This window comes from Staphylococcus sp. GDY8P196P, assembly GCF_017891705.1.
GTDB classification, from domain to species: domain Bacteria; phylum Bacillota; class Bacilli; order Staphylococcales; family Staphylococcaceae; genus Staphylococcus; species Staphylococcus ureilyticus.
On the sequence record NZ_JAESJS010000018.1, the window covers coordinates 171,594 to 193,714 of the forward strand.

Annotated in this window: 36 protein-coding genes; 27 read left to right on the top strand and 9 right to left on the bottom strand. The window is 29.2% G+C overall.

Annotation, left to right across the window (positions count from 1 at the left end; all coding sequences use genetic code 11):
- Positions 1–86 precede the first annotated feature (86 nt).
- The 4 genes from KA814_RS10740 (at position 87) to ychF (ending at position 3,083) form a co-directional block, all read left to right on the top strand.
- Positions 87–455 carry a Na-translocating system protein MpsC family protein gene (locus tag KA814_RS10740; RefSeq protein ID WP_046207547.1) on the top strand — a complete coding sequence of 123 codons (369 nt, stop codon included), beginning with the start codon at positions 87–89 and terminating at the stop codon, positions 453–455.
- 408 nt (positions 456–863) lie between these two features.
- Positions 864–1,748 (top strand): mechanosensitive ion channel family protein, encoded by an 885-nt coding sequence (locus tag KA814_RS10745; RefSeq protein WP_046207095.1) that lies wholly within the window; start codon positions 864–866, stop codon positions 1,746–1,748.
- A gap of 20 nt (positions 1,749–1,768) precedes the next feature.
- The gene (locus KA814_RS10750) at positions 1,769–1,972 is read left to right on the top strand and encodes a DUF951 domain-containing protein (RefSeq protein WP_046207094.1); all 204 of its coding nucleotides are present in this window, start codon (positions 1,769–1,771) and stop codon (positions 1,970–1,972) included.
- A gap of 13 nt (positions 1,973–1,985) precedes the next feature.
- A complete protein-coding gene (gene ychF, locus KA814_RS10755) occupies positions 1,986–3,083 on the top strand; it encodes a redox-regulated ATPase YchF (protein ID WP_046207093.1) in 1,098 nt (365 codons plus the stop codon).
- Positions 3,084–3,369: 286 nt separating this feature from the next.
- Here the strand turns inward: ychF and KA814_RS10760 are convergent, their stop codons facing one another.
- Positions 3,370–4,167 carry a GH25 family lysozyme gene (locus KA814_RS10760; protein WP_064209658.1) on the bottom strand — a complete coding sequence of 266 codons (798 nt, stop codon included), beginning with the start codon at positions 4,165–4,167 and terminating at the stop codon, positions 3,370–3,372.
- 391 nt (positions 4,168–4,558) lie between these two features.
- On the opposite strand from KA814_RS10760, the gene rpsF reads away from it, so the two are divergent.
- The 3 genes from rpsF to rpsR are packed head-to-tail and all read left to right on the top strand — an operon-like array spanning position 4,559 to position 5,684.
- Complete coding sequence (gene rpsF, locus KA814_RS10765) at positions 4,559–4,864, top strand: 30S ribosomal protein S6 (RefSeq protein ID WP_019469843.1); 306 nt, start codon at positions 4,559–4,561, stop codon at positions 4,862–4,864.
- 18 nt (positions 4,865–4,882) lie between these two features.
- Positions 4,883–5,392 carry a single-stranded DNA-binding protein gene (gene ssb / locus KA814_RS10770; RefSeq protein ID WP_046207091.1) on the top strand — a complete coding sequence of 170 codons (510 nt, stop codon included), beginning with the start codon at positions 4,883–4,885 and terminating at the stop codon, positions 5,390–5,392.
- Positions 5,393–5,441: 49 nt separating this feature from the next.
- Entirely contained in the window at positions 5,442–5,684 is a 243-nt protein-coding gene (gene rpsR / locus KA814_RS10775; protein ID WP_042737618.1) for a 30S ribosomal protein S18, read from the top strand.
- A 1,978-nt stretch (positions 5,685–7,662) separates the two neighbouring features.
- On the opposite strand, the gene KA814_RS10785 is transcribed toward rpsR, so the two are convergent.
- Entirely contained in the window at positions 7,663–7,878 is a 216-nt protein-coding gene (locus KA814_RS10785) for a hypothetical protein (protein ID WP_107359922.1), read from the bottom strand.
- 277 nt (positions 7,879–8,155) lie between these two features.
- Here KA814_RS10785 and KA814_RS10790 point away from each other — a divergent pair, with 277 nt between their 5' ends.
- The 9 genes from KA814_RS10790 (at position 8,156) to KA814_RS10825 (ending at position 12,255) form a co-directional block, all read left to right on the top strand.
- Positions 8,156–8,701: a hypothetical protein gene (locus KA814_RS10790; RefSeq protein WP_107359921.1), complete on the top strand. Its 546-nt coding sequence runs from the start codon at positions 8,156–8,158 to the stop codon at positions 8,699–8,701.
- 320 nt (positions 8,702–9,021) lie between these two features.
- Positions 9,022–9,219, top strand: coding sequence for a hypothetical protein (locus KA814_RS10795; protein WP_107359920.1), 198 nt, complete (start codon positions 9,022–9,024; stop codon positions 9,217–9,219).
- A gap of 145 nt (positions 9,220–9,364) precedes the next feature.
- Entirely contained in the window at positions 9,365–9,532 is a 168-nt protein-coding gene (locus tag KA814_RS10800; RefSeq protein ID WP_019469855.1) for a hypothetical protein, read from the top strand.
- Complete coding sequence (locus KA814_RS10805; protein WP_019469856.1) at positions 9,529–9,669, top strand: hypothetical protein; 141 nt, start codon at positions 9,529–9,531, stop codon at positions 9,667–9,669. The genes KA814_RS10800 and KA814_RS10805 overlap by 4 nt, the downstream gene beginning before the upstream one ends.
- A gap of 114 nt (positions 9,670–9,783) precedes the next feature.
- A complete protein-coding gene (locus KA814_RS10810) occupies positions 9,784–10,395 on the top strand; it encodes a stage II sporulation protein M (protein ID WP_210122753.1) in 612 nt (203 codons plus the stop codon).
- Between the two features lie 241 nt (positions 10,396–10,636).
- The gene (locus KA814_RS13765) at positions 10,637–10,759 is read left to right on the top strand and encodes a hypothetical protein (RefSeq protein WP_259336415.1); all 123 of its coding nucleotides are present in this window, start codon (positions 10,637–10,639) and stop codon (positions 10,757–10,759) included.
- A 90-nt stretch (positions 10,760–10,849) separates the two neighbouring features.
- Positions 10,850–11,299, top strand: coding sequence for a GNAT family N-acetyltransferase (locus tag KA814_RS10815; RefSeq protein ID WP_107359918.1), 450 nt, complete (start codon positions 10,850–10,852; stop codon positions 11,297–11,299).
- Positions 11,300–11,710: 411 nt separating this feature from the next.
- Positions 11,711–12,013, top strand: coding sequence for a hypothetical protein (locus KA814_RS10820; protein WP_064209649.1), 303 nt, complete (start codon positions 11,711–11,713; stop codon positions 12,011–12,013).
- A 23-nt stretch (positions 12,014–12,036) separates the two neighbouring features.
- Complete coding sequence (locus KA814_RS10825) at positions 12,037–12,255, top strand: hypothetical protein (protein WP_107359917.1); 219 nt, start codon at positions 12,037–12,039, stop codon at positions 12,253–12,255.
- Positions 12,256–12,474: 219 nt separating this feature from the next.
- Here the strand turns inward: KA814_RS10825 and KA814_RS10830 are convergent, their stop codons facing one another.
- The 4 genes from KA814_RS10830 to KA814_RS10845 form a co-directional block, all read right to left on the bottom strand.
- The gene (locus KA814_RS10830) at positions 12,475–12,708 is read right to left on the bottom strand and encodes a hypothetical protein (RefSeq protein ID WP_107359916.1); all 234 of its coding nucleotides are present in this window, start codon (positions 12,706–12,708) and stop codon (positions 12,475–12,477) included.
- A 22-nt stretch (positions 12,709–12,730) separates the two neighbouring features.
- Positions 12,731–12,868 carry a hypothetical protein gene (locus KA814_RS10835; protein ID WP_176745325.1) on the bottom strand — a complete coding sequence of 46 codons (138 nt, stop codon included), beginning with the start codon at positions 12,866–12,868 and terminating at the stop codon, positions 12,731–12,733.
- Between the two features lie 24 nt (positions 12,869–12,892).
- Positions 12,893–13,099, bottom strand: a complete 207-nt coding sequence (locus tag KA814_RS10840) for a hypothetical protein (protein ID WP_107359915.1) — start codon at positions 13,097–13,099, stop codon at positions 12,893–12,895.
- Positions 13,100–13,163: 64 nt separating this feature from the next.
- Positions 13,164–13,364: a hypothetical protein gene (locus KA814_RS10845; protein ID WP_046207083.1), complete on the bottom strand. Its 201-nt coding sequence runs from the start codon at positions 13,362–13,364 to the stop codon at positions 13,164–13,166.
- Between the two features lie 191 nt (positions 13,365–13,555).
- On the opposite strand from KA814_RS10845, the gene KA814_RS10850 reads away from it, so the two are divergent.
- The 7 genes from KA814_RS10850 (at position 13,556) to KA814_RS10880 (ending at position 16,799) form a co-directional block, all read left to right on the top strand.
- Positions 13,556–13,735 carry a hypothetical protein gene (locus tag KA814_RS10850; protein WP_070658181.1) on the top strand — a complete coding sequence of 60 codons (180 nt, stop codon included), beginning with the start codon at positions 13,556–13,558 and terminating at the stop codon, positions 13,733–13,735.
- Between the two features lie 139 nt (positions 13,736–13,874).
- On the top strand, positions 13,875–14,066 hold the full coding sequence (locus KA814_RS10855; protein ID WP_107359914.1) for a hypothetical protein: 192 nt from the start codon (positions 13,875–13,877) through the stop codon (positions 14,064–14,066).
- 117 nt (positions 14,067–14,183) lie between these two features.
- On the top strand, positions 14,184–14,459 hold the full coding sequence (locus KA814_RS10860) for a hypothetical protein (protein ID WP_064209643.1): 276 nt from the start codon (positions 14,184–14,186) through the stop codon (positions 14,457–14,459).
- Positions 14,460–14,470: 11 nt separating this feature from the next.
- The gene (gene elxI1, locus KA814_RS10865; protein ID WP_046207080.1) at positions 14,471–14,689 is read left to right on the top strand and encodes an epilancin biosynthesis-related protein ElxI1; all 219 of its coding nucleotides are present in this window, start codon (positions 14,471–14,473) and stop codon (positions 14,687–14,689) included.
- 557 nt (positions 14,690–15,246) lie between these two features.
- Complete coding sequence (locus tag KA814_RS10870) at positions 15,247–15,498, top strand: GlsB/YeaQ/YmgE family stress response membrane protein (RefSeq protein WP_064209642.1); 252 nt, start codon at positions 15,247–15,249, stop codon at positions 15,496–15,498.
- Between the two features lie 130 nt (positions 15,499–15,628).
- Entirely contained in the window at positions 15,629–16,159 is a 531-nt protein-coding gene (locus tag KA814_RS10875) for a hypothetical protein (protein ID WP_046207078.1), read from the top strand.
- Between the two features lie 151 nt (positions 16,160–16,310).
- Entirely contained in the window at positions 16,311–16,799 is a 489-nt protein-coding gene (locus tag KA814_RS10880; protein WP_064209641.1) for a GNAT family N-acetyltransferase, read from the top strand.
- Between the two features lie 145 nt (positions 16,800–16,944).
- Here the strand turns inward: KA814_RS10880 and KA814_RS10885 are convergent, their stop codons facing one another.
- Together KA814_RS10885 and KA814_RS10890 are read right to left on the bottom strand one after the other, a co-directional pair.
- Positions 16,945–17,130 carry a helix-turn-helix transcriptional regulator gene (locus KA814_RS10885; protein WP_107359912.1) on the bottom strand — a complete coding sequence of 62 codons (186 nt, stop codon included), beginning with the start codon at positions 17,128–17,130 and terminating at the stop codon, positions 16,945–16,947.
- A gap of 13 nt (positions 17,131–17,143) precedes the next feature.
- Entirely contained in the window at positions 17,144–17,467 is a 324-nt protein-coding gene (locus KA814_RS10890; RefSeq protein WP_107359911.1) for a hypothetical protein, read from the bottom strand.
- Between the two features lie 226 nt (positions 17,468–17,693).
- On the opposite strand from KA814_RS10890, the gene KA814_RS10895 reads away from it, so the two are divergent.
- From KA814_RS10895 to KA814_RS10910, 4 genes are all read left to right on the top strand, one after another.
- A complete protein-coding gene (locus KA814_RS10895; protein ID WP_046207074.1) occupies positions 17,694–17,882 on the top strand; it encodes a hypothetical protein in 189 nt (62 codons plus the stop codon).
- Positions 17,883–18,083: 201 nt separating this feature from the next.
- Positions 18,084–19,400 (top strand): LysM peptidoglycan-binding domain-containing protein, encoded by a 1,317-nt coding sequence (locus KA814_RS10900; protein WP_107359910.1) that lies wholly within the window; start codon positions 18,084–18,086, stop codon positions 19,398–19,400.
- A 139-nt stretch (positions 19,401–19,539) separates the two neighbouring features.
- Positions 19,540–20,235 carry a hypothetical protein gene (locus tag KA814_RS10905; protein ID WP_107359909.1) on the top strand — a complete coding sequence of 232 codons (696 nt, stop codon included), beginning with the start codon at positions 19,540–19,542 and terminating at the stop codon, positions 20,233–20,235.
- 172 nt (positions 20,236–20,407) lie between these two features.
- Positions 20,408–20,644, top strand: coding sequence for a hypothetical protein (locus KA814_RS10910; protein ID WP_046207071.1), 237 nt, complete (start codon positions 20,408–20,410; stop codon positions 20,642–20,644).
- Between the two features lie 98 nt (positions 20,645–20,742).
- On the opposite strand, the gene KA814_RS10915 is transcribed toward KA814_RS10910, so the two are convergent.
- The gene (locus KA814_RS10915) at positions 20,743–22,047 is read right to left on the bottom strand and encodes a TrkH family potassium uptake protein (protein ID WP_046207070.1); all 1,305 of its coding nucleotides are present in this window, start codon (positions 22,045–22,047) and stop codon (positions 20,743–20,745) included.
- Positions 22,048–22,121: the final 74 nt, after the last annotated feature.

Below are 22,121 nucleotides of genomic sequence, written 5' to 3' on the forward strand. Positions count from 1 at the left end.
ATGGAGAAAAGTATATAAAAATGATAATGTTAGCATTATTAAATAATACGACAATTAATTTTGATTCTATGGGAGATGCATTCGACATGAAAACAACTAAAGGTACCTATGAGTCTGAAATCAGCAAAGCAATTACACAATGGGAAAAAGACTTCCTTGGTCGTGGTTCACTGTCTGTGAAAACTGATATTTTGCGTGATATGATTATTGTTAGTTTGCAGGGTGTGTTAACACAAGCTGAATATAAAGTTTGTGAGACACATGAAGGATTATTAACAATTAAACGCACCAGATCTAAGCTTGTAGAATCTGGTATAGAGGCACTTGATGAAATTGTTTTTTCAGTTACTGGTGAAGCAGTCAAAGGCTTTCATACTGATTTGAGTTCTAAAACAGGTGAACGTGTTATGATATTTAAACTATACGATAATCTTGAGAAAAAAATAGCCGAATAAAGAAAATGATTGATGAAAGTGATGACTAAAAACTGAAAAATCCTTTATTTCAAGGTGTATTTATAGTAATATGACTTACTGAGAAATAGAGAATCATAATTTTAAATTATGGTTCTTTTTCTTTTGTCTTTTTTAAATTACATAATTTAAATTTAATTAAACATGAAAATTATATAAACTATATTTAAAAATTGATAGTATAAAGAGAGTAATGATAGTATGATGGTTTCTGATTATTATCCTATAAGTTGTAGTATGCTTTCTATGTAAATGAAATCAAATATATACTTCAAATGATCTGTGTAATTGTTTTACAAATTTAAAATTTAGTCGGAAGTTGGATGTGTTTAACAGTTTAAATAATTATAATAAAATGAGAAGAGTCTTTGACTAAGGGAGGAAATATGATTGGATCAAATAAAAAGTATTATGTATTCCTTAATAGAACCTTTAACTAAACCGGAAACATATCAAACGCTACTTTCAAATCTCATTATGATTGTGATATATATCATTGTAGCGTGGATAGTATTGCGTTTTATTAATAAAGGAATAGAGCAATTTTTCAAAATACAAAATAAAGGCAAAAAAGCGAATAAAAAACGTTCAGCAACATTAATATCATTAGTTCAAAACATCGTATCGTATGTGGTATGGTTTATAGTGTTAACAACCATTTTAAGCAAGTTTGGTATCAGTGTTGAAGGTATTATCGCAAGTGCTGGGGTTGTTGGTTTAGCAGTTGGTTTTGGTGCACAAACCGTTGTTAAAGATATTATCACTGGTTTCTTCATTATATTCGAAAATCAATTTGATGTAGGAGATTATGTTAAAATAAATAACGGTGGTACAACTGTTGCAGAAGGTACAGTTAAAGTCATAGGTTTAAGATCGACAAAAATAAATACAATTACAGGTGAATTAACGACATTACCAAACGGCAGTATGGGTGAGATTACAAATTATTCAGTGACCAATGGTGAAGCAATTGTCGAAATACCAGTTTCGGTAGAGGAAGATATTGATCAAGTAGAAAATGTACTCACAGACTATTTTCAATCTATACAAACAAATTATTATTTGTTTATCTCTACACCACAAGTCGTTGGTATCAATTCAATCAGTCGAGATGAAATTGTATTGAGTGTGTCTGCTGAAACAATACCAGGTGAGGGTGCTTCCGGAGCACGTATTTTAAGAAAAGAGATATTGAAATTGTTTAAGCAAAAAGAGATTAAAACACCTAAGCCGATGATGTTACAATATGACCCTAATCAACAAAATAACGCTTAAATATTCGGAGGAGTGACAGAATGACATCAAATTACGGTTTAAATGACATTGTAGAGATGAAAAAGCAACACGCCTGTGGTACGAATCGCTTTAAAATCATTCGTGTAGGCGCAGATATCCGAATAAAATGTGAAAATTGTCAAAGAAGCATTATGATTCCACGACAAACGTTTAATAAAAAAATGAAAAAAATATTAGTATCTCATCAAGATACTGAAAAATAAGGAGAATGAATAAATGGCTCTAACAGCAGGTATCGTTGGGCTTCCAAACGTAGGGAAGTCAACACTTTTCAATGCAATTACTAAAGCGGGTGCGCTCGCAGCGAATTACCCATTCGCAACGATTGATCCTAACGTGGGGATTGTCGAAGTTCCAGATAGTAGATTAGATGTATTGACAGATATGGTACAACCAAAGAAAACAATCCCAACAACTTTTGAATTCACTGATATTGCAGGGATTGTTAAAGGAGCTTCAAAAGGTGAAGGGTTAGGAAATAAATTCCTATCTCACATTCGTGAAGTTGATGCAATTTGCCAAGTCGTACGTGCGTTTGATGATGATAATGTGACACATGTTTCTGGTCGCGTTAATCCTATTGATGATATTGAAGTTATCAATATGGAACTTGTATTGGCAGATTTGGAATCAGTTGAGAAACGTCTACCAAAATTAGAAAAAATGGCAAGACAAAAAGATAAGGATGCTGTTAACGAAGTTCGCATTTTATCAAGAATTAAAGAAGCTTTAGAAGAAGGTAATCCAGTAAGAAGTTTAGATTTTACGGAAGAAGACCAAAAATATGTAAACCAAGCACAATTATTAACATCTAAAGAAATGTTATATATTGCTAATGTCGGAGAAGACGAAATTGGCGATGAAGATAATGAAAAAGTTCAAGCTATTCGTGAATATGCTGAAAAAGAAAGCTCAGAAGTCATTGTTATCAGTGCTAAGATTGAAGAAGAAATTGCTACATTGGATGATGATGATAGAGCAATGTTCTTAGAAGATTTAGGCATTGAAGAGCCCGGTTTAGATCGTTTAATTCGCACAACTTATGACTTATTAGGTTTGGCAACATACTTTACAGCAGGTGTACAAGAAGTACGTGCTTGGACATTCATAAAAGGTATGACAGCACCGCAATGTGCAGGGATTATTCATACTGACTTTGAACGTGGTTTCATACGTGCAGAAGTAACGAGCTACGATGATTATGTAGAATTTAATGGTGAAAATGGTGCTAAAGAAGCTGGAAAACAAAGATTAGAAGGTAAAGAATACATTATGAAAGATGGAGACATCGTTCACTTTAGATTTAATGTATAAAATAAAAGCTTACGTGTTACTTAATATGGTAACACGTAAGCTTTTTTCATAAATTTGGAAAGTAAGTATGCCGGGAGTCTTGAATGTTCTTTTTGTTCATAGACACACTTTCATTCAACTTAACTAGTAGTAGGTTAAAATTTTAACTATATATACTTCTTAATCCTTGATGTATGAATAAATACAAACGTTGATACGAATATTGGTTAAAGGTAAAAGTGACATGACATTAGTTGTACTAAGTTTTACTTATCAAAATAGCATTATGAATGCTGCGATGAAAAACTTAAGATGTAAACCATGATGTGTCTACACCAGGTCCCGTATAATTTGCGTCGACATTTTGGTTTAATTCAGGTGAAGCATAGCTATCTGTATATTGCCATAACACATGTTCTTGTGTTGGTTGCTCTTGGTTATAGTTAGCGAGCCAATAACCATCATATTGTCCCACTGATTCTGAAGCATGTTCTTTCATAAAGTTTTCATATGAATAAAATAAGATTTTTTTATCTCCAGCAAGGCTACGCATTTTGTCATACCAGGCAGTTGTACTTTCATCAGCGGTACCCGATGTCACAGTATTTTCTTCAAAATCATTGATATAAAAACTGGCTTTAGGTGCACGATTGTATAAAGTTTGCGCTTCATATCTGGCATCATCGGGATTTTCGTACATACTATAAGAATAAACGCCAAAGTCCAAGTTATACTTATCTAATAAATTTGAGTTATGTTCTAATGTTGCATCGACTTTTTCAGAACCATATTGTGCACGAATAATAATGAAATCATAATTTGCTTTTAAATCTTTGACTTGTTGTGCTGAAAGCTTACCTTGCCATTCGGAAATGTCTAAGACCCTTTCACCAGTAGCGGTTGTATTGGGGTTTGAACGAAAGGCACTTTCTTGAGTTTCATTATTTTTTTCTTCAGGGTGTTTTTCAATATACTTTTGATAGCCATATCCCATGGTTCCTTTTTCGCTTGCTGTATTTTCAGTTGCATGTACAGTATTAAATGTTATTGTAGTTGCAAATAGGACACTCATGGACAGCAATCCTTTTTTAATAACTGAAGTCATATAAATCTCCTTTGATTAATTTTGAATTATGTAAACATGTCCTTTGATTTTAATGATATAAATCAAGAACGTATATGATATGCTATTAGAATTAAAATGATTTATCAAGTTTATCTGAAATAACTTTTAAATTTATTTATAATCATTTAAAAAGGAATATAATATTTTATGAGTTAGATTGAATGTCGAGTGAATTTGCAAGTTGTAGGATGCTGAGGTAATGAAATGTTTCATATGAAACATGAGATAAAAATGTCATTTTGAACGTCTGATAATCATTGTAAAATGTAAAGCTCTGTGCTATAATTCTTGATTGTGAGTAATGAAAATTATTCCTTGCTTACCACAAAGATGGTGAGCCGCATAGACCACAAGGAGGTGCAATTATAAAATGAGAACATATGAAGTTATGTACATCGTTCGTCCGAACATTGAAGAAGATGCTAAAAAAGCTGTTGTTGAACGTTTCAACGGTATCTTAGCTTCTCACGGATCAGAGGTTTTAGAAACTAAAGATTGGGGCAAACGTCGTTTAGCTTATGAAATTAATGATTTCAGTGAAGGTTACTACAACATCGTACGTATCCAAACTGAAGACAATGAAGCGACTGACGAATTCCAACGTTTAGCTAAAATCACAGACGATATCATCCGTTATATCGTAATTCGTGAAGACGAAGATAAGACAAGAAAATAATAAATGGGGGTCGTTTAAATGATAAATAGAGTTGTTTTAGTCGGTCGTTTAACGAAAGATCCAGAATATAGAACAACACCCTCAGGCGTGAGTGTTGCGACTTTTACTCTAGCAGTAAATCGTACGTTTACAAATGCGCAAGGGGAACGCGAAGCTGATTTTATTAACTGCGTTGTTTTTAGAAAACAAGCAGAAAATGTAAATAACTACTTATTCAAAGGTAGTCTAGCTGGCGTTGACGGTCGCATTCAATCACGTAGCTACGAAAACCAAGAAGGTCGTCGTATATTTGTAACTGAAGTTGTCTGTGATAGCGTTCAATTCCTTGAACCTAAAAACCAAAATCAGCGTCATGCTCAAGAAGGAAATAATAATTTCCAAAATTTTGGTGGACAACAATCCGGACAAAATACGTCTTCTTATCAAAACAATAACAACAATAATCCATCAAACAATAATCAATCAGATAACCCATTTGCAAATGCAAACGGCCCTATTGATATTAGTGATGATGATTTACCATTCTAATTATAATGAACGTATAAAACTAAAAAAATTTTAAAAGGAGGCAGTTACCATGGCAGGTGGACCAAGAAGAGGCGGACGTCGTCGTAAAAAAGTTTGTTATTTCACAGCAAACGGAATTACACACATCGACTATAAAGATACAGAATTATTAAAACGTTTTATCTCAGAACGCGGTAAAATTTTACCACGTCGTGTAACAGGTACTTCAGCTAAATATCAACGTATGTTGACTTTAGCTATTAAACGTGCACGTCATATGGCATTATTACCATATGTTAAAGAAGAACAATAATAGATATTGTATCTGCAAACCCCGTAGGCATATACCTACGGGGTTATTTTTTTGTGCGTTTGGATCGAAAAAGGCAGGATGTGAAAATTCTAACTTCCAAAATACATAATTAAAAACAAACCAATTAATAATATAATTCTTGTAGTAGATTCATTTGTTATCTCTACATATAAAAATAATAAAGGGAGACGATTTACCCATGAAGAAAATCATTTGTCATTTAATAAATCAAACTTTGACTTGTTCATTTTTTCAGAACTATTCGTCATCTTCCAATAAATTAGCGACATTAACAGTTATCTCTTTTGTAACAGGGTTGATACTTACATCTTCGCTGTAGCCTAAAGATTTTATTTGCATGAAATCATTTTTTATTTTCAACGCTATTTCAACGCTATTTCAACGCGTTGAAATCCTTGTAAAATTAGTAATGTATCGTCATTAACAACGACATCATGTGAACCTTTTCCATTTATAGTGACATTCCAATTATTAAACTGCATCCTTTAATTCCTCCTTGTTATTTACTACTTCTCTTTCTTAAAGCTAAATGCTAAAAAAGATATACTAATAACCCAAAATAAAGGCATTATGGTAATAGATAATACTAGAAATGTCATTGCGAAAACAAAGTACGTTTCATCTACTTTATATTTACCGAATCTAATAATATTCCTCCTATTTACGCTTCTCAAATCCGTATATTAAGCAAATTACAAATACTACAAAAACTGCTGGTACAAATATAGATACTAATAAAAGTGGTATGGACATAATTAAATAGTTGTAATCGTATTTGCATTTACCTATTTTCATAATATCCCTCCCTTTATTTACTTTCCTTATCATTTCTTCTGCGTTTTAAATATGATTTGATTTCTAATATTAGAATAAGTATAAAAACAATTAAACTGAGTATTGAAAAGCTCAAAAAGATTATACTATCTTTAGTTAATATATTATGAATTGATAAAATGATAAAAAATATAATTATAGGTAAAGATGATAAGTCTTCTGATTTGAACGTTTTAGAATTTTTGTGTATCATCTTATCTTCTTTTTTTCTGGAAACAATTAGTAATAAAGTAGAATTTATTAAAATTAAAAGGATAAGTAATATTGCCACAGTCAAATTAATAGTATTGAAATAATCTAATATTAACAGGAGTATCAATAGGACAAGATTAATTATGTGATGTATATACAATGGTTTGTTCATTACCTACTCCCCTTTCAACGCTATTTAATTAAAATTTCATTATGTATCTCGCAACCATAAAATAGGACGTTAGTGTGAAAAGACACGTAGTAAATGGTTAATCCTTATTTTTTTTTCTCTCTTTAATGAACTCTTTAAAACACAAGTAACCATCGAGCATTGTACTTAATATGAAATTTATTACTTTAATTACTATACCTATAATATACTCCACAGCGATACCCCTTTGTAAACGTAATAGGTATTAATATACTTTATGAACGTATGAAAGGACACAGTTATTGTTCCTATTCTTTTATCTCATCTTCTTTTTTATTTTTACGTCTAAACATCTTACTCAATAACTTTGATGTTTCCTGTTCAAATAAGCTTACTATAGCTACAATTATATCTATTATTTTGATTATGATTCCTATAAGTATATCCACAATGATGCTCCTTTATGTAAGTAAGTAATGAGTACGATTTATTGAATTTTTGTTTGATCTTTTAATTTTACAATCCATAAAATTGAAGAGGTCAACAAAACTTTTCTAGCATTTTGTTAATTTACGAGTTAATGCACTAAAATGGAGCATCTGTCTATTATTAGAATAAGACTAGATAACCAAAATACAAAAAGTCCGATTGCATTAGTAAAAAAAATAATAATTGCCAATATCAAAAAATGTAATAGCTCAAGTTTATCAAAAGATCATTCCAAAAAGTTAGTATTTATAGAAACATCTTGTTTAATTAATAATATGGTTTTAAAGTAACTTAATTAAAATAACTTAAGTAGATTGCAATAATAACGAAAATTGCAGCAAAAATACCATGTACTAATAAATTCCAATAGAATAACTTTTTAGTCATAGGTTTAAAATTGTTACGTCTTACTCTTCTATTATTTTCCCAACGATATATGGATGCCCAAAAATAAGCGTAAATAGGTATAATGATGATTCCTAATATTATCGCAACAGGTAAGCTCATTATTAATCACCTTTTTGTATAAGAATAGCATGGAAACAACTAATTGTTAACAATGTAAAAAATGAACGTTAGTTCTTGGGATGATATTGTATTATTACCGTTTAATGGATGTAGTGTTAGAGGTTTATAGATGTTGAGGAGCTATCGTTCATACACAACAAAAAATTAATTTTTACACTACCTTAATTGAAATGAACTTTAATTTTGTTAAACTTATTTTGGGGATGTTATTTATATAGTAATTTGGGAGAATTATTATATAAAAGGAGATTTAACATTGAATAAGCAAATTAAAAAAATATTAACTGCTAGTGTAGCTACTGCGATTTTATCTGGTCCTGTATATTTTACTATTGATTCTGGTAAGGCGAATGCTGAAACTAGAAGTGAAATAGATAAAGAAATGAATCAAAGAAAAGCGATTGGTGATGCACTATTAAAAGAGATTGATAATAGTAAAAGTGATTTTAAAGATCCGGCAGTTGCTGACAGGATAAAAGGCCAAGTGAAAAATTATAGAGATGGTGTAGCTGAAAGAGGAAAAGCTACAATGACTGCAAAAGCAGGAGCTCAAGCAATTAGAGCTACTGTAAATAAAGTCGGTGAAAAGGCATGGAATAAATTGGTAAAGAAAATAGAAAATACAACTGGTACTAAACTCGTTATGTTCCATTATCAAAGTATCAATAAATTTTGTGATATTTTAACAGGTTTTGAAGGCAACTTAGCAGATGGCATAGCGAATGGGTTAACTAATAACTTTGGTTTTAATAAACAATTTGCATATGTTGTTGCTAGAGCATTTATAGCAATTGTTTTGTAGGTTTTACATATGAGTAATAATAAAAAAATTTATCTAATATTTTTAGTAATAACATTTATAATTTATATTTCTTTGCCAATTATTTTTGATGATAATTCTTTTAACATACGTTTATTTGCCATATTCCCATTATTATTTTTTGGTGCATTTTTATTTTCTTCTAACTCTAATAATAAAAAGTAATGAAAATACTTCTGTTTAATATTTCTTTACACTAAGGCAATTTAAATAAATATTTAGCCTACTCCATAGATTTGTGGAGTGGGTTTCTCTAATATTAATATTTAGCTTTTATATAATAAGAAATGAAGGTGTTTGTATTGCCTAAATCACAACAAGTAATATTAGCAATTTTATTAGTATTAATAGGTTTTAATATTTTCTTACCTATAATAGGTGCAATTTTTAAAATTGAAATTTTAGAGTTTGGCTCAATTTTTATAAAGGTACTTGATAGCATAACTTTAATGGTTGCAATCATCTTTGTATACAGACAAATTAAACGTAAAGGTTTATGAATAGAAGTATGTAACCCAATACTTTTGATATGAGGAGTGGTATGTAGGATAAACATCTATGTACTTGACCTATTTTTTATATTTATATTCTGAATAAGATTAAATAAACTGAAATAAAGGTTTCTAGAAGGGAGTATTTTAGTCTATGAAATTAAGTCAATGGATAATTTGTATAGTGACTGGAGGATTAATTTTTTTAGTTTCCTTTTATATGGGAGATATGAATTTTTGGCCATCTTTGATTAATGGGTTAATAGGGTTTGTAGGATCTGTTTTTGTAGGAGAAGGTTTAAAAAAAGGTGGAAAATTATGAAGAAAAAAGATTTGAAAATTTTAAAGATTACTTTCTCTGGGTTAACAGCTATTTTATTTTATATTTCTGGATTATGGATTGTTAGTGCTTTCTTTGCTTTACTGTCATTGTATTTTATGGATGAAAAAAAGAAATGAGTTATATGTATAATACAATTCTAAACATCAATACGTGCTGCTGTAGGTTGTTCATATTTCTAATATGTTAGTTTGTGTTTGGTTGTGAACTACACAAAATGCAAGGAGAAGTCTATGTTTGTTATTGATAAAGGTTTTATTATTAGAACTTTAAAAATATTTTTATTTAGTCTGAGTATAATGATCTTAACAATTGTAATTACATATAGTATCGATATGAATGTGGAAGCAATGATTAAAGGTATAGATAACGATATATCTCGTTCTGTTAAACAATATTCAGGACTAGGTGCAGTTATTATATATATCGTAAATAATGGTTTTATAGTTCCACTACAAATGTTCCTGCTTTCACTAATACCTATTCAATTTTTATATTTCTTTAATTTGATATATAGTTCTGTATTGCCAGGTATTGTGATTGGTATTTTATTAAAAATTGATTTTTATAAAGCTATAGCCAATATCATATCTGTATTTCCTCATACTACACTAGAAATTTTAGGTTTCTGTATATTTGCAAGTGTATTGTTTCAACTAAATAAATCAATTCGAAGTAAAATCAGAGAGCTATTTAAAAAGAATGGTGAAAGAACATCAATAATAAAATCACTTTATAATACAGTTAAAATCTATATATTTGTAGTGATACCAGTAATAGTATTAGCAGCAATTTGTGAAGAATATTTAAGAAAAATTTTATATTCTCTTCTTTCAGTTATATAAATAACTCACCTTTAGCAGAAATATTGATAAGGGGTTGTATCTAAAAATTCGTAGAGTTTGAGAGTTAATAAATTTTGTATATAAAAGCAATAGAACAGAGATACATGAAATTAATTAGCAATATCTTAGAAGCAACAAAATAGAAGATAATGTTCACTTAAAAAATAAAGTAATATTCATACTAAATGTGTGATTATTTTATGGGGAAATAAGGTATCTATATAGTAAAGGGGAATGCTGTATGGACATAATTGGAAAAATATTAACATTTGTAATGAATACATTTTCTAACTTTGCAGGTAGTGGCTCCTTGATTGAGGATATTAAAAAAAGATTTAAAGAAAATTCAAAAAAAGAAAATTAGCTATTTCCACCCATCAGTATAATTTCTGATGGGTGTTTTCGTATTATATTTAAAAAGCACAAAAAATAACGTTTTGAAAGAGTGATCATTATGATTGAAAAGTTGAAATCTGTAGGTGAAGCACCGATTGAACTTCTTTTGCTGGCAGACCCATCAAAAAATTTAATTTTAAATTATTTAAAAAAAGGAGAATGCTTTGTATATAAAGAAAATAATGAAGTTTTAGGGTGCTATGTATTACAAAAAATTAATAAAGATAAAATTGAATTAGTTAACATAGCAGTACTAGAATCTAAACAGAAAATGGGGATTGGTAAAAAGTTGTTAGCAAATGCTTTTGAATATGCCAAGAAGAATGGTTACAAAAATATCGAGGTTGGAACAGGTAATTCTAGTATTGAGCAAATTATATTTTATCAAAAAATGGGTTTTAGAATGCGTAATATAGATGTAGGGTTTTATGATAGAAATTATAATGAAAAAATTTATGAAAATGGAATATTGTGTAGAGATATGATTCGTTTTATAAAGGAATTATAATGTGACTTTTAGGAAGATCTCATAACTTTACAATTGAAATACAGACTATTTTTACACAATATAAATTTAATCTAGGGTATGTTAGTATGAAATCATATTTAAAACAATATTTATTAGGACTTTTATATGAAATTTCTTAGAAAGGTGTTTGCAACTAACGCATCATTTATTGTAGATGTTATTGGAGGTAGCTATTTAGCAGATATCACTTTTTTTGAATAAGATTTATTACAAGAAAGATAATAAAACTAAGAAGAAGGACTGAATTTACGATGACAATTTGGTTTTCAATATTGGGAATGTGGTTTTGCATCGGAATTGCATTTTTAGCCATTTATTTAAATAAGAAAAACAATAAAAATTAATGAGTAATGAAACACATAAATTTGAAAATTGAAAGGCTGTGTTTATTTGGTTTTTGTATACATAATTCTATCTGCTATTTTACTTTATTATGCAATTAAATACGGTATTAGAGATGGTTTAATTGATCATGATGCTAATAAAGAAAAACTTATCTATTTAAATAAAAGTGCAAATTTAGTTGAAGAAATTGGATATTTATATAGTACGATGGCTCAAGAAGACGAAACTAAAGCTAAGAGCATATATGATAGGTCACTAGATGTATTATTGTCTGAAGTGGAACCTAATGAAAAGTACAATACTATGATTGAACTAAAAAAACAGATAATCAATTTGAAAGATGGATAAATTATTATTAGGAGATGAATAAAATGGATATACTAAAAATTATATTTTTAATTTTAGTTGTGATTTCACTCGTGATTTTTATTGGTTATTCTATTTTTACTTTTTATTATATTTTGAGTAAAAAGAAAAATGAAATGTCTGATAATGAATATCAAGAAAAACTTAAAAAGGTAGGAATAACAAATGTTATAATTCTTGTTGTGGTGGTTCTAGTTACTATTGTTTACACTTTGATTCCTTGATTAATAATAAAAAGGTATAAATAAATTTATTTAATAAAGTTTGATATAAAACATACGTAATATTAAGGAAAAAAGGCATAACTTTGATAATAAAGGTAAGGATATGCATAATAAATCATATTAAATTGCTTATAAAAGCTATTTAACAGTGTTTTAAGTTTTTTAAGTGAACTTTCTATAATTTCATTATTGTTGAAGTTTGCGTAGTGATGATTTAGATTAATTGTCATCATCTAATAAATTTATAACATTTACAATGATTTCTCTTGTATCAACATTAAACGATACATCATTTCCATAACTTAGTGATTTAACTTTTATAGCATCATTTTCCAATTTTAAATATAGGGCAACGTGTTGATAGTTTTCTAAAATAACTAGTGTATCTTCGTCTCTGACTATATTATATGATCCTTTGCCATTAATTGTAACTGTCCAATTATTGAATTCCATTATACCAATCTCCTTTTATATACTATGTTTCTTTTTCTAATCCTAAAATAACCATTAACACCACTGAAATGAGCATGAATGGTACAAAAATAGATGTTATTAAAAATCCGCCAATCACAATTAGGTAAAATTCATCAATTTTATATTTGCCAAATTGCATCATAACACTCCTCGTAAAGTTATATTACTTCTTGTTATAATCATCTATCGTAACGCCATCTTTTTCTATTTTTTTCGTACTAGCCCGTATTAATAAAATTGCATTACCCATAAAGAGTACTGCTAATATTAATGAAGTGGTAAATCCACTAATGTTTGTATAATTAAAAATTATGAGTGTTATCATTAAAATGATATTAATTGTATGGTGTATAGCTATTCTCTTATTCACTTTCTTCGCCCCTTAGATATTGATTCTCTATTTTTAAAATTTAGATTCAAAAATTTGTAATGAACTACCCAGCATTATTGTATTTTGACTCGAAATCCATGAGTGCAATAGTATAATTTTTCCACCATGAATCTTTTTGATAATATTCTAAAAGTACTTTTAATTCCATAATGCTATATGTAACTGTGCAATCTGCAAATATTAAAGGATAAGATAGTGTATGTCCTTCATACCAAAAACCCATATCATCAATTAATCTATTCAAATTATGTCAACTCCTAGAATGCTTTGGGTGTGTTGCCGTTTATTCGTATAACTTTGATGTATTTAAGTGTCATATTGCTTAAATCATATATATATGAATTTAAAATTTTTACTTTTTTGATGGATGCAACATATACTTTATAAAAAGTATGTTAGCATTGAAATAATATTATAACAAAAAGGGGTATTTATATGTGGAATAATATTGAGATAATTGTTTCATTTATTATATTTGTAGGTGCGCTTATATTTGCTGTTTATTCATTTTACAATAATTCTATTACAGTTGGCGTTGGTGCTTTAATTGCGGCTACAGTAAATATCTATTACATGATTAAGGCATTAAGAGCTAAAAGAGAAGATAATTACTAAGTGCAGATAGTGTATTAAAGAAATATAGAGACATTTGGATAATTCAGCACATTATTAATAAATTAACTCAAGATATAAATTTATGTAAATACGGGTGAAATATTTTTCTAAAAGTATTAGTTCAACAGGAGTGAGAAATTTGAGGAATAATATGGATATGAGTTTTATTATTGCTAATTTTATGAATATAATTTTAGTATTATTATTTGCTTTTGGTACATTCAATCATCTTAATGTTTTTCTTACCGTGATTTTTGCAATAATAACTGTTTTAAATGCAGGCTTTTTGCTTTATAAAAGTATTGAAATTTCAAAGAAAAGTAACCGTTAAAAGGCTTAACTAAAGTGTTTTCTACCTTTATAGTCCACTCACAGAAATTTAAAAAACATAAATACTAATCTTAAGTATTTTAAAATGAATGTTCATATTGCATTTGGGAGGCATTTTATGAATCATGAAAATAATAAGAAAAAATATAAGACAATAGAAGTGATAGCAAACACTTTTGGCATAGTAGCTTTGATCTTAGTATTTGCCTCATTGATTCTAGCTTTGATCTTTGAATGGAAATTTCTGGACTATGTTGTTAACGGGTCTGGTATACTTATTATACTAAGTTTAATCATAGGTGCGATACCACACGTTATGGAAAAAAATATCAAGAAAATCATTTTTGATTTTCTCTTTATTGTAATTATAGCGTTTATTTTTTATAACTTATAAGGGGGCTATACATGAAACTTATCACTAAAATTTTAGATGTTTTAGTATGGATATGCGTTATTTTATTGTTTAGTAAGTATATTGTTAAATATGCGAATATGATGTTTGATTGGAATTTAAGATGGTATTTTCTTGAAGATATTCCTCATTTAGCATTGATATTATTTATTTTACTATTTGTATTTGCAGTACCTTCTGAAATGATCAAAGAAAAACATAATAATGAATAAAGTCATACATCATATTTATGTGTTATTTGAAAAGAAGACTTGAAATGATTTTGAAGATATTGGCCATCTTTTTATAAATCGATCTCTTTCTAGCGCTATATTTAGGTAAAAAGTATAGGGCTTTGAAATAAAAAACTGCATCAAATCAATGTTTTGAAAGCTATCAAATTCAATGATACATATAGATAAGTTTATACTATAGCTGTCTATCATTATAGTTATAATCCCTTATTGCATTAAATGAAAAAATAAAATTATAAGATGAAATCAAGCACATGTTACAAATTTAAGATTTACATTACTGTCACGTAGTTTTATAATTAGTTTTGCATGCCCACGGGTGTGCGAAAATGAGGAGATGGGTTTTCTGTGTGCCCTTGGGCATGCAGAAGATTCATAACTCCCGTTATAAGGCCCCTTTTATTAGGGGTCTTTTTGTATTTAAAAACATTGATTACCATTTACGTAAATAAAGTAATTGTGGTATTGTATTTTCATGTTGATTATCGTAATATTCATGTGTTTAAAAATATACAAATAAAAAGGAGTTTATGCATATGAGTTTTATAATAATGATCATTGTAGGTGGCCTTATCGGCTGGATTGCAGGTGCTATCGTAGGTAAAGATATTCCAGGAGGTATCATTGGTAATATTGTTGCTGGTCTAATTGGTTCTGCGATTGGTAGTAGATTGCTTGGTACTTGGGGCCCAGTATGGGGCGGCGTACCAATTTTCCCTGCATTGATTGGCTCAATTGTATTTATATTTATCGCTTCACTTATTATTAGTGCGCTAAGAAAAAAATAATTAAGATAAATCGACTTACAAAAAGTTAGAAAAAATTTTTATTATAACGGGTAGAAATTATGATCTTTTTTGTGAAAATATTACGATAATCAACGACCATCTCTCAATGATAATATAAAGGTGGTTTAGTATGATAAATATTATTTCAGCTATTGGTTCTATTGGAACTTTTATAATGGCACTATTTTATTTTGTTTCAGTTTCAATACAACTGTACCAAATGAAAATAAGTTTTATTCCTGCGCTTGGATTTAATCAAATTTTACTTTCTTTAGATAAAGATAATCAATTACAAATGATTAATACAAGTTCTGATTCTGTTGAACACCAAGATTATTTGAAAATTTTTAATCTAGGTGGCGGAGCAGCAAAAGATATTAAGATTGAAATTATTCTTAATGAAGATAACGTAATTCAAAAGAAATATGTAAGTATATTACCAAGTAAAGAAGGTTATTTATTACCAATTAATAAAGATGTTTTTGATGAATTGCAAAGTACCATTCAAAATAATGGTTATGAATCTAATTTAAATATTAGAATTAATTATTATCATAACGTTAGTAGAAAAGTAAAAACAATCATGTTAAATGGTAAATTAGATAGATTTAATACGTATGATGAAAAAGAACTTTATGAATTACAATTTATTAATAAATAATACTATTTGTGCTTTGTGCATATATAAATATTTTTATGAAAAACACTCATTAGATAACTTTAGGGTTATGGTGAGTGTTTTTGTTATGTTTTATGACATAGATTTGCTGTAGATATACTTTGAATATACAATGAAATAGAGGTGAAACGATATGATACGACAAGCACGTCAATCAGATTTACAATCGATTTTAAGTATATATAATCATGCAATATTAAATACGACTGCAGTTTATACATATGAGCCAGTAACCATTGAAGAAAGAGAAACTTGGTTTCATACAAAATTAGAGCAAGCTGAACCCATTTTTGTATATTTAAAAGATGGCCAAGTTGTTGGATTTGCAACATATGGTGCGTTTAGAAATTGGCCAGCGTATCAATATACTGTAGAACATTCGATTTATGTTGACCCAGAAACTAGAAATGAAGGTGTAGCTTCACAACTTTTAGTTAAATTAATTGAAGAAATTAAAAACAGAAATTATAAGACAATTGTTGCAGGTATTGACGCATCAAATACTGCTAGCATTAAATTGCATGAAAAATATGGTTTTGAATTATGTGGAACTATAAAAAGTGTCGGTTATAAATTTGACAGATGGTTAGATTTAGCTTTTTATCAATTGATATTGAAATAATTATGTTTAAAGCCAACGATGCTATTTTAGAGCAAGTAAATAAAGTATTATAGAAATTGTGCCGGACATGATGTTAGATAAGTTATTTTAATCGTTTGGTAAGTCAGTGGAAACATTTTGCGATACGTATTAGCATCAATGCTAATTAGCTAAACAAATCATCAACGGTAGTATCGAGCATTGATGCCAGTTTAAATGCTAAAGATAATGATGGATCATATTTATTATTTTCAATCGCATTAATGGTTTGTCTAGAAACGCCAAGTGCTTGACTAAGTTTTAATTGGGAAATGGCCTTCTGCTTGCGATAATATTTGATTTTGTTTTTCATTTTATCTTCCCTTTTATGTATATTTACGTTTTACGTAAAAATAGTTCATAATCGTTAATATGAAAATAATGATAATGACGGATAGCTCTGGATAAGTTGAAAAAAAGCTGTGATTAAAGTCCCATACATTAATTATACGCAATATAAATGTTAAGAGTAGGGCGTGTATTGTCCAAACGCAAGTTCTAGCAAGTACTTCTGTGAATATTTTACTTTGCCTTTCGTCATATTGATTATTAGCTTGGTCAGATATCTCTGAAGGTAAAAATTTATGTGACAGTATCGTCCAGCTGACTGTAAATAATAAAACAACAATAAAAATGATGAATAATTTCATAATGATGCCTCCATGAGTAGAAAATTTTTCATTTTCAACATAAAAAAATATGTGCTTAAATGTCAAATGTTTTTGACATTTTTAAATAGAAAATAAAAGTGCTCGTTAGTTTAATAAGTAGAAAGGGTATGGATAAATAAATAATATGACCTTTTCATAAGAGATTTTTAGGTTTTTGTAGTGATACGGTTTGAAGATCTTATTCATATGACTTGGGGTGATTGTGATGGCTGTGTTTGCCTTGTTATTTCATTTAGTCTGTTTAATTATTGTTTTAATCGCAGGTTTTAAAGCATTAAAAGAGTTCAGAAAACCTATGAACCAACGTAATCAAAGAAAAATTGATTCCATTTTAGTACTTGTGTTAGTGGTGGCTTTGATTGCGATACTGTCTAGTGTTTTTACAGATATTTAATAAAATGTCGTTGCTCAAGTGAGCGACGGCTTTTAATTTTGTTTTAGAAACGGTAAATGTCGTTAATATGAAGTATAAAATAATATTTCATTTTGTAATTAATTCAATATTAATATAGAATGAATTAAAGAAGTTTTGTAAATGAAATTTTTTGCTACTTAATAGTAAACGGATTAATATTTTATTCAAGGAGATGTCGTTATGAAGTTTAGATTTAGTGTTTCATTGTTGTTGGTTTCAAGTTTATTATTGTCACAAACTGCAATGGCAGCACAAGAAAATAAAAGCACTCAGGATACAAAGAAAAATGATACACAAAATAAAGAAAATACGAGTAAAGCCATTGATTATGAAAAAGCTCAAAAAATGAGTCCGCAACAATTGAAAAATGCATTAACACCAGGAGATTTAAAGTTACATAATAAAGATGGTGAACGTCAAAATGCTGAAATGAGAAGTTTTTCAGCAAATCGAGCATATCAAGATGTAAATACATACATAGCAAATAATAATATAAAGCCAGCTAAAATTGTACAAGATTCTAGAATGAATAACTTACCAAAGTATAATTATAAATCTGGCAAATATATCGGTGTAGTAATTCATGAAACGGCCAATCCAAACAGTACAATTGATGGTGAGGTAAATTACATGTACAACAATTATAATAGTGCATTTGTACATGCGTATGCGGGTAGCGATAAAATTGTGCAGACTGCGCCAAGTCAATATTTAGCTTGGGGTGCAGGTGCTAACGCTAATCCATATTTTTATCAAATTGAATTAACAAGATCAAACACATTTGATGGTTTTGCAAGATCAGTTAATAACCAAGCATATTTAACCGCAAAAATGTTGAAAGCCAATGGGCTACAACCTTCGCTTGCTGACAATAATCAAGGGACAGGCACAATTATAAGTCACAATGCGGTAAGTCAATATTGGGGTGGTTCAGACCATTCAGATCCGATTGGCTATTTCGGACAATGGGGATATAATATGAACCAGTTTTACAGCTTAGTACAAAAACACTATAAATCTCTATCAGGTGGTAGTAGTGATGGAGCAATTACTGGTAGCACTTATAAAGTATCAAAAGGTGATACGCTGTATAGTATTTCGAGAAGAAGTGGCGTTTCAATAGATAATATTAAGAAATGGAATAAATTAACGAGTAACATACTTTCTGTAGGACAAGTACTAAAGTTAAAAAATCCTAACACACCAAGTGATTCTATTACTGGAGATTCACATAAAGTGGTTGAGGGAGACACACTTTATAATATTTCAAAACGAAGTAAAGTGAGTGTAGCAAACATAAAAAAATGGAACCATTTAAAGTCTGATAATATTAGTAAAGGACAAATTTTATATTTAGTTAAGACATATACGGTTAAAAAAGGTGATACTTTATACAGTGTTGCTAAAAATCAAGGTACTACTGTAGATAAAATTAAAAAGGATAACAAGTTGAGTTCTAATAGTTTGAAAGTAGGGCAAATTTTAAAAATAAAATAGAAGTATTGCATATAAACGAGCAAGTCTTAATGGACTATGCTCGTTTTTTAATACATTGAAAAATGATTTTTTAATATAATTGTGAACGTCATAGTTTCGTGTTACTTTAATAATATAAAATCATAGGTGGGTATAGATAATGAAAAAAATCAGTTTAATACTGTCATTGTTATTTTTATCAGTGATTTTGACAGCATGTGGTAACAACGAAAAAAATAGTGATGATGTTGAGCAAAGCAGTAATACAAACAAACAAGATGAAGACAATGATCAGCGTGAGGAACGACAATCTACAGAACAAAGTGAAGCAAAAAAGGATCAGTCGTTACCTCAAGATTCAACGGCTGAAAATGACAAGAATACAGATTCAAAAGCTAAAAAGAAAAACGATAATGTTTCAAAAAAGAAAAATGACGATAATAGTACAAGTTATTTAACAGGTTTAAGTGCTTCAGAGATCGAATACGCACGTGTTTGGCATCAACTAGGCATGATTAAAGATGTCAAAAATATTTATGTCAAAAAATATCCAAAAGGGTCGCCAGTAAATGAAAATGCGGAAAAAAGCGCAAAATATCCTGAGGATGTTGTTAAATTAGAAGCACCAATGAAAGTGGGTGGCTCAATAACATATAGTAGTAATGGGGATGGAACTATTAATATTTATAAAAAAATTCCTTACAGATGGGAGACAAGCACATCTTCGAACCCTGAGGATGTTTATCAAGACACTAAAAATGCAGTTGAGCAAGATGTAGAAACAGTTGAAGTTAATGCAACAGACAATGCACAAATCAAAAAGTTAGCCCAAAGAATACAATTGGTTAATGAATGATGCTTTGTGGTATAAAGTAAAGAACAATTTTGAAGTGATTTGATCATGGCATCAACAATTCTAACTATTTTATGATTTTGTATAGTGTGATACATTATATGTAATCGTAATTAGGAAATTGTTAGCATACGATATATAGTTCGTAACTTTAAATTTAGTTGAGGTGAGACGCATGTTAACTAAAGGTATTAAATATCCATATGTTAAATTCTTTTTTGATGTGATTGGTATTTTATGTGCGATAAGCGTATTAGCGATCATATTTGTTAATGGTTTTACCAACAGTCAATCTGGTAACTTTAGTTTAGGATTCGAAATAACTGGTACACATATGATAATGATGAATATTTTGGTATTGGTGACAATGATTTGTGCAATAACATCAACAATTTTAAGAAGAGTAAAATAGTGTGATGAGGGTTTGATTAGATTGTACTGAAACGAATATTTATGTGAAGTAGAAACAGACCAGAAATTAAAAACTAATTTCTGGTCTGTTTTCATTTTTTATAGATGCACATTTTCTTTAGCATAATAAAATTTTTGCTTTTTTTCAGTAATAAATAATTGGAGAAATGTAAGTATACCAATTTTACCTATTAACATTGTGAGTACAATGACTATTTTCGTTGGGCTATCATATAATGTCGTGAAATTCATCGATAGCCCAACAGTGCCGAAAGCGGAAATCACTTCAAATAATACTTTAGAATAAGGTATTGCCGAATTCAAATAACTTACAATAAATGAGATAAATATAACGAATGTCCCGGCAGAAAATGTAATGGCCACAGCAGTTTTTAATGTATGGTCATGTATAGATTTTTTGAAAATAGAAGGGTGTTGTTCGTTTTTTAATGTACTTTTTATAAATAATAACGTTAAGACTAAACTTGTTACTTTAATACCACCTGCAGCACTGATAGGGGCGCCACCAATAAACATTAAAAGCATTAATAATATTGAAGTAGGTGGTGTGATTTGTCCGATATCGACACTGTTAAAACCAGCAGTTCGTGTCGTAACAGACTGAAAGAATGAAGCGCCAAGTTTTTCTAAAAATGATAAATGCATCATAGAATGGTTATATTCTAAAAAGTAAAACACAACCGAACCAATAAATATGAGTATGACATATGTCGTTAATACTATTTTTGAGTGTACGGTTAATTTACTTAACTTTCTTGTTGTAGCGACGTCTAAAAAGACAAGCGGTCCAATACCGCCCATGATGATAAGAATTGGAACGATTATAGTTATTATAGGGTCATTAACAGTGCGCATCATATTATCACTAAATAATGAAAAACCAGCATTATTAAAAGCAGAAATTGAAGTAAACACACTTAAAAATAGCCCTTTACCAAAGCCATATTTTGGAATAAATGATAGTGCGATACATATTGCTCCAATGAATTCTGTAAGGATACTATAAACGACGAATTGAAGAATCAATTTGATGACGCCACCAGGTGTTTCAATGTTCCAGGTTGTCATAATCAAATAACGGTTTCTTAAACTGATTTTTCGATGCATCAGTATCAGCGTTAAAAGTGTTACCGTGACTATTCCTAACCCACCAATTTGAATAAGTAATAAAATAATAGTATCGCCTAACCAATTAAATTGACTAGATATATCTATAGTCGCTAGGCCAGTAACTGTAAATGCACTAGCAGAGATAAAAAATGCGTCTACAAAATCTAAAGGTTTTACACCTGTGACCGGTAGATATAATAATAAGGTGCCAACGATTGTGGTGAATAAAAACAACATTAAATACATATATAATGGTTTGTTTAATAGTCTCATTTTTAAAGTCCCTCGCATTTTAATAATGAGTATTTTATACTCATTATTAAAAAAAGCAAGTTAATTGATAGAAG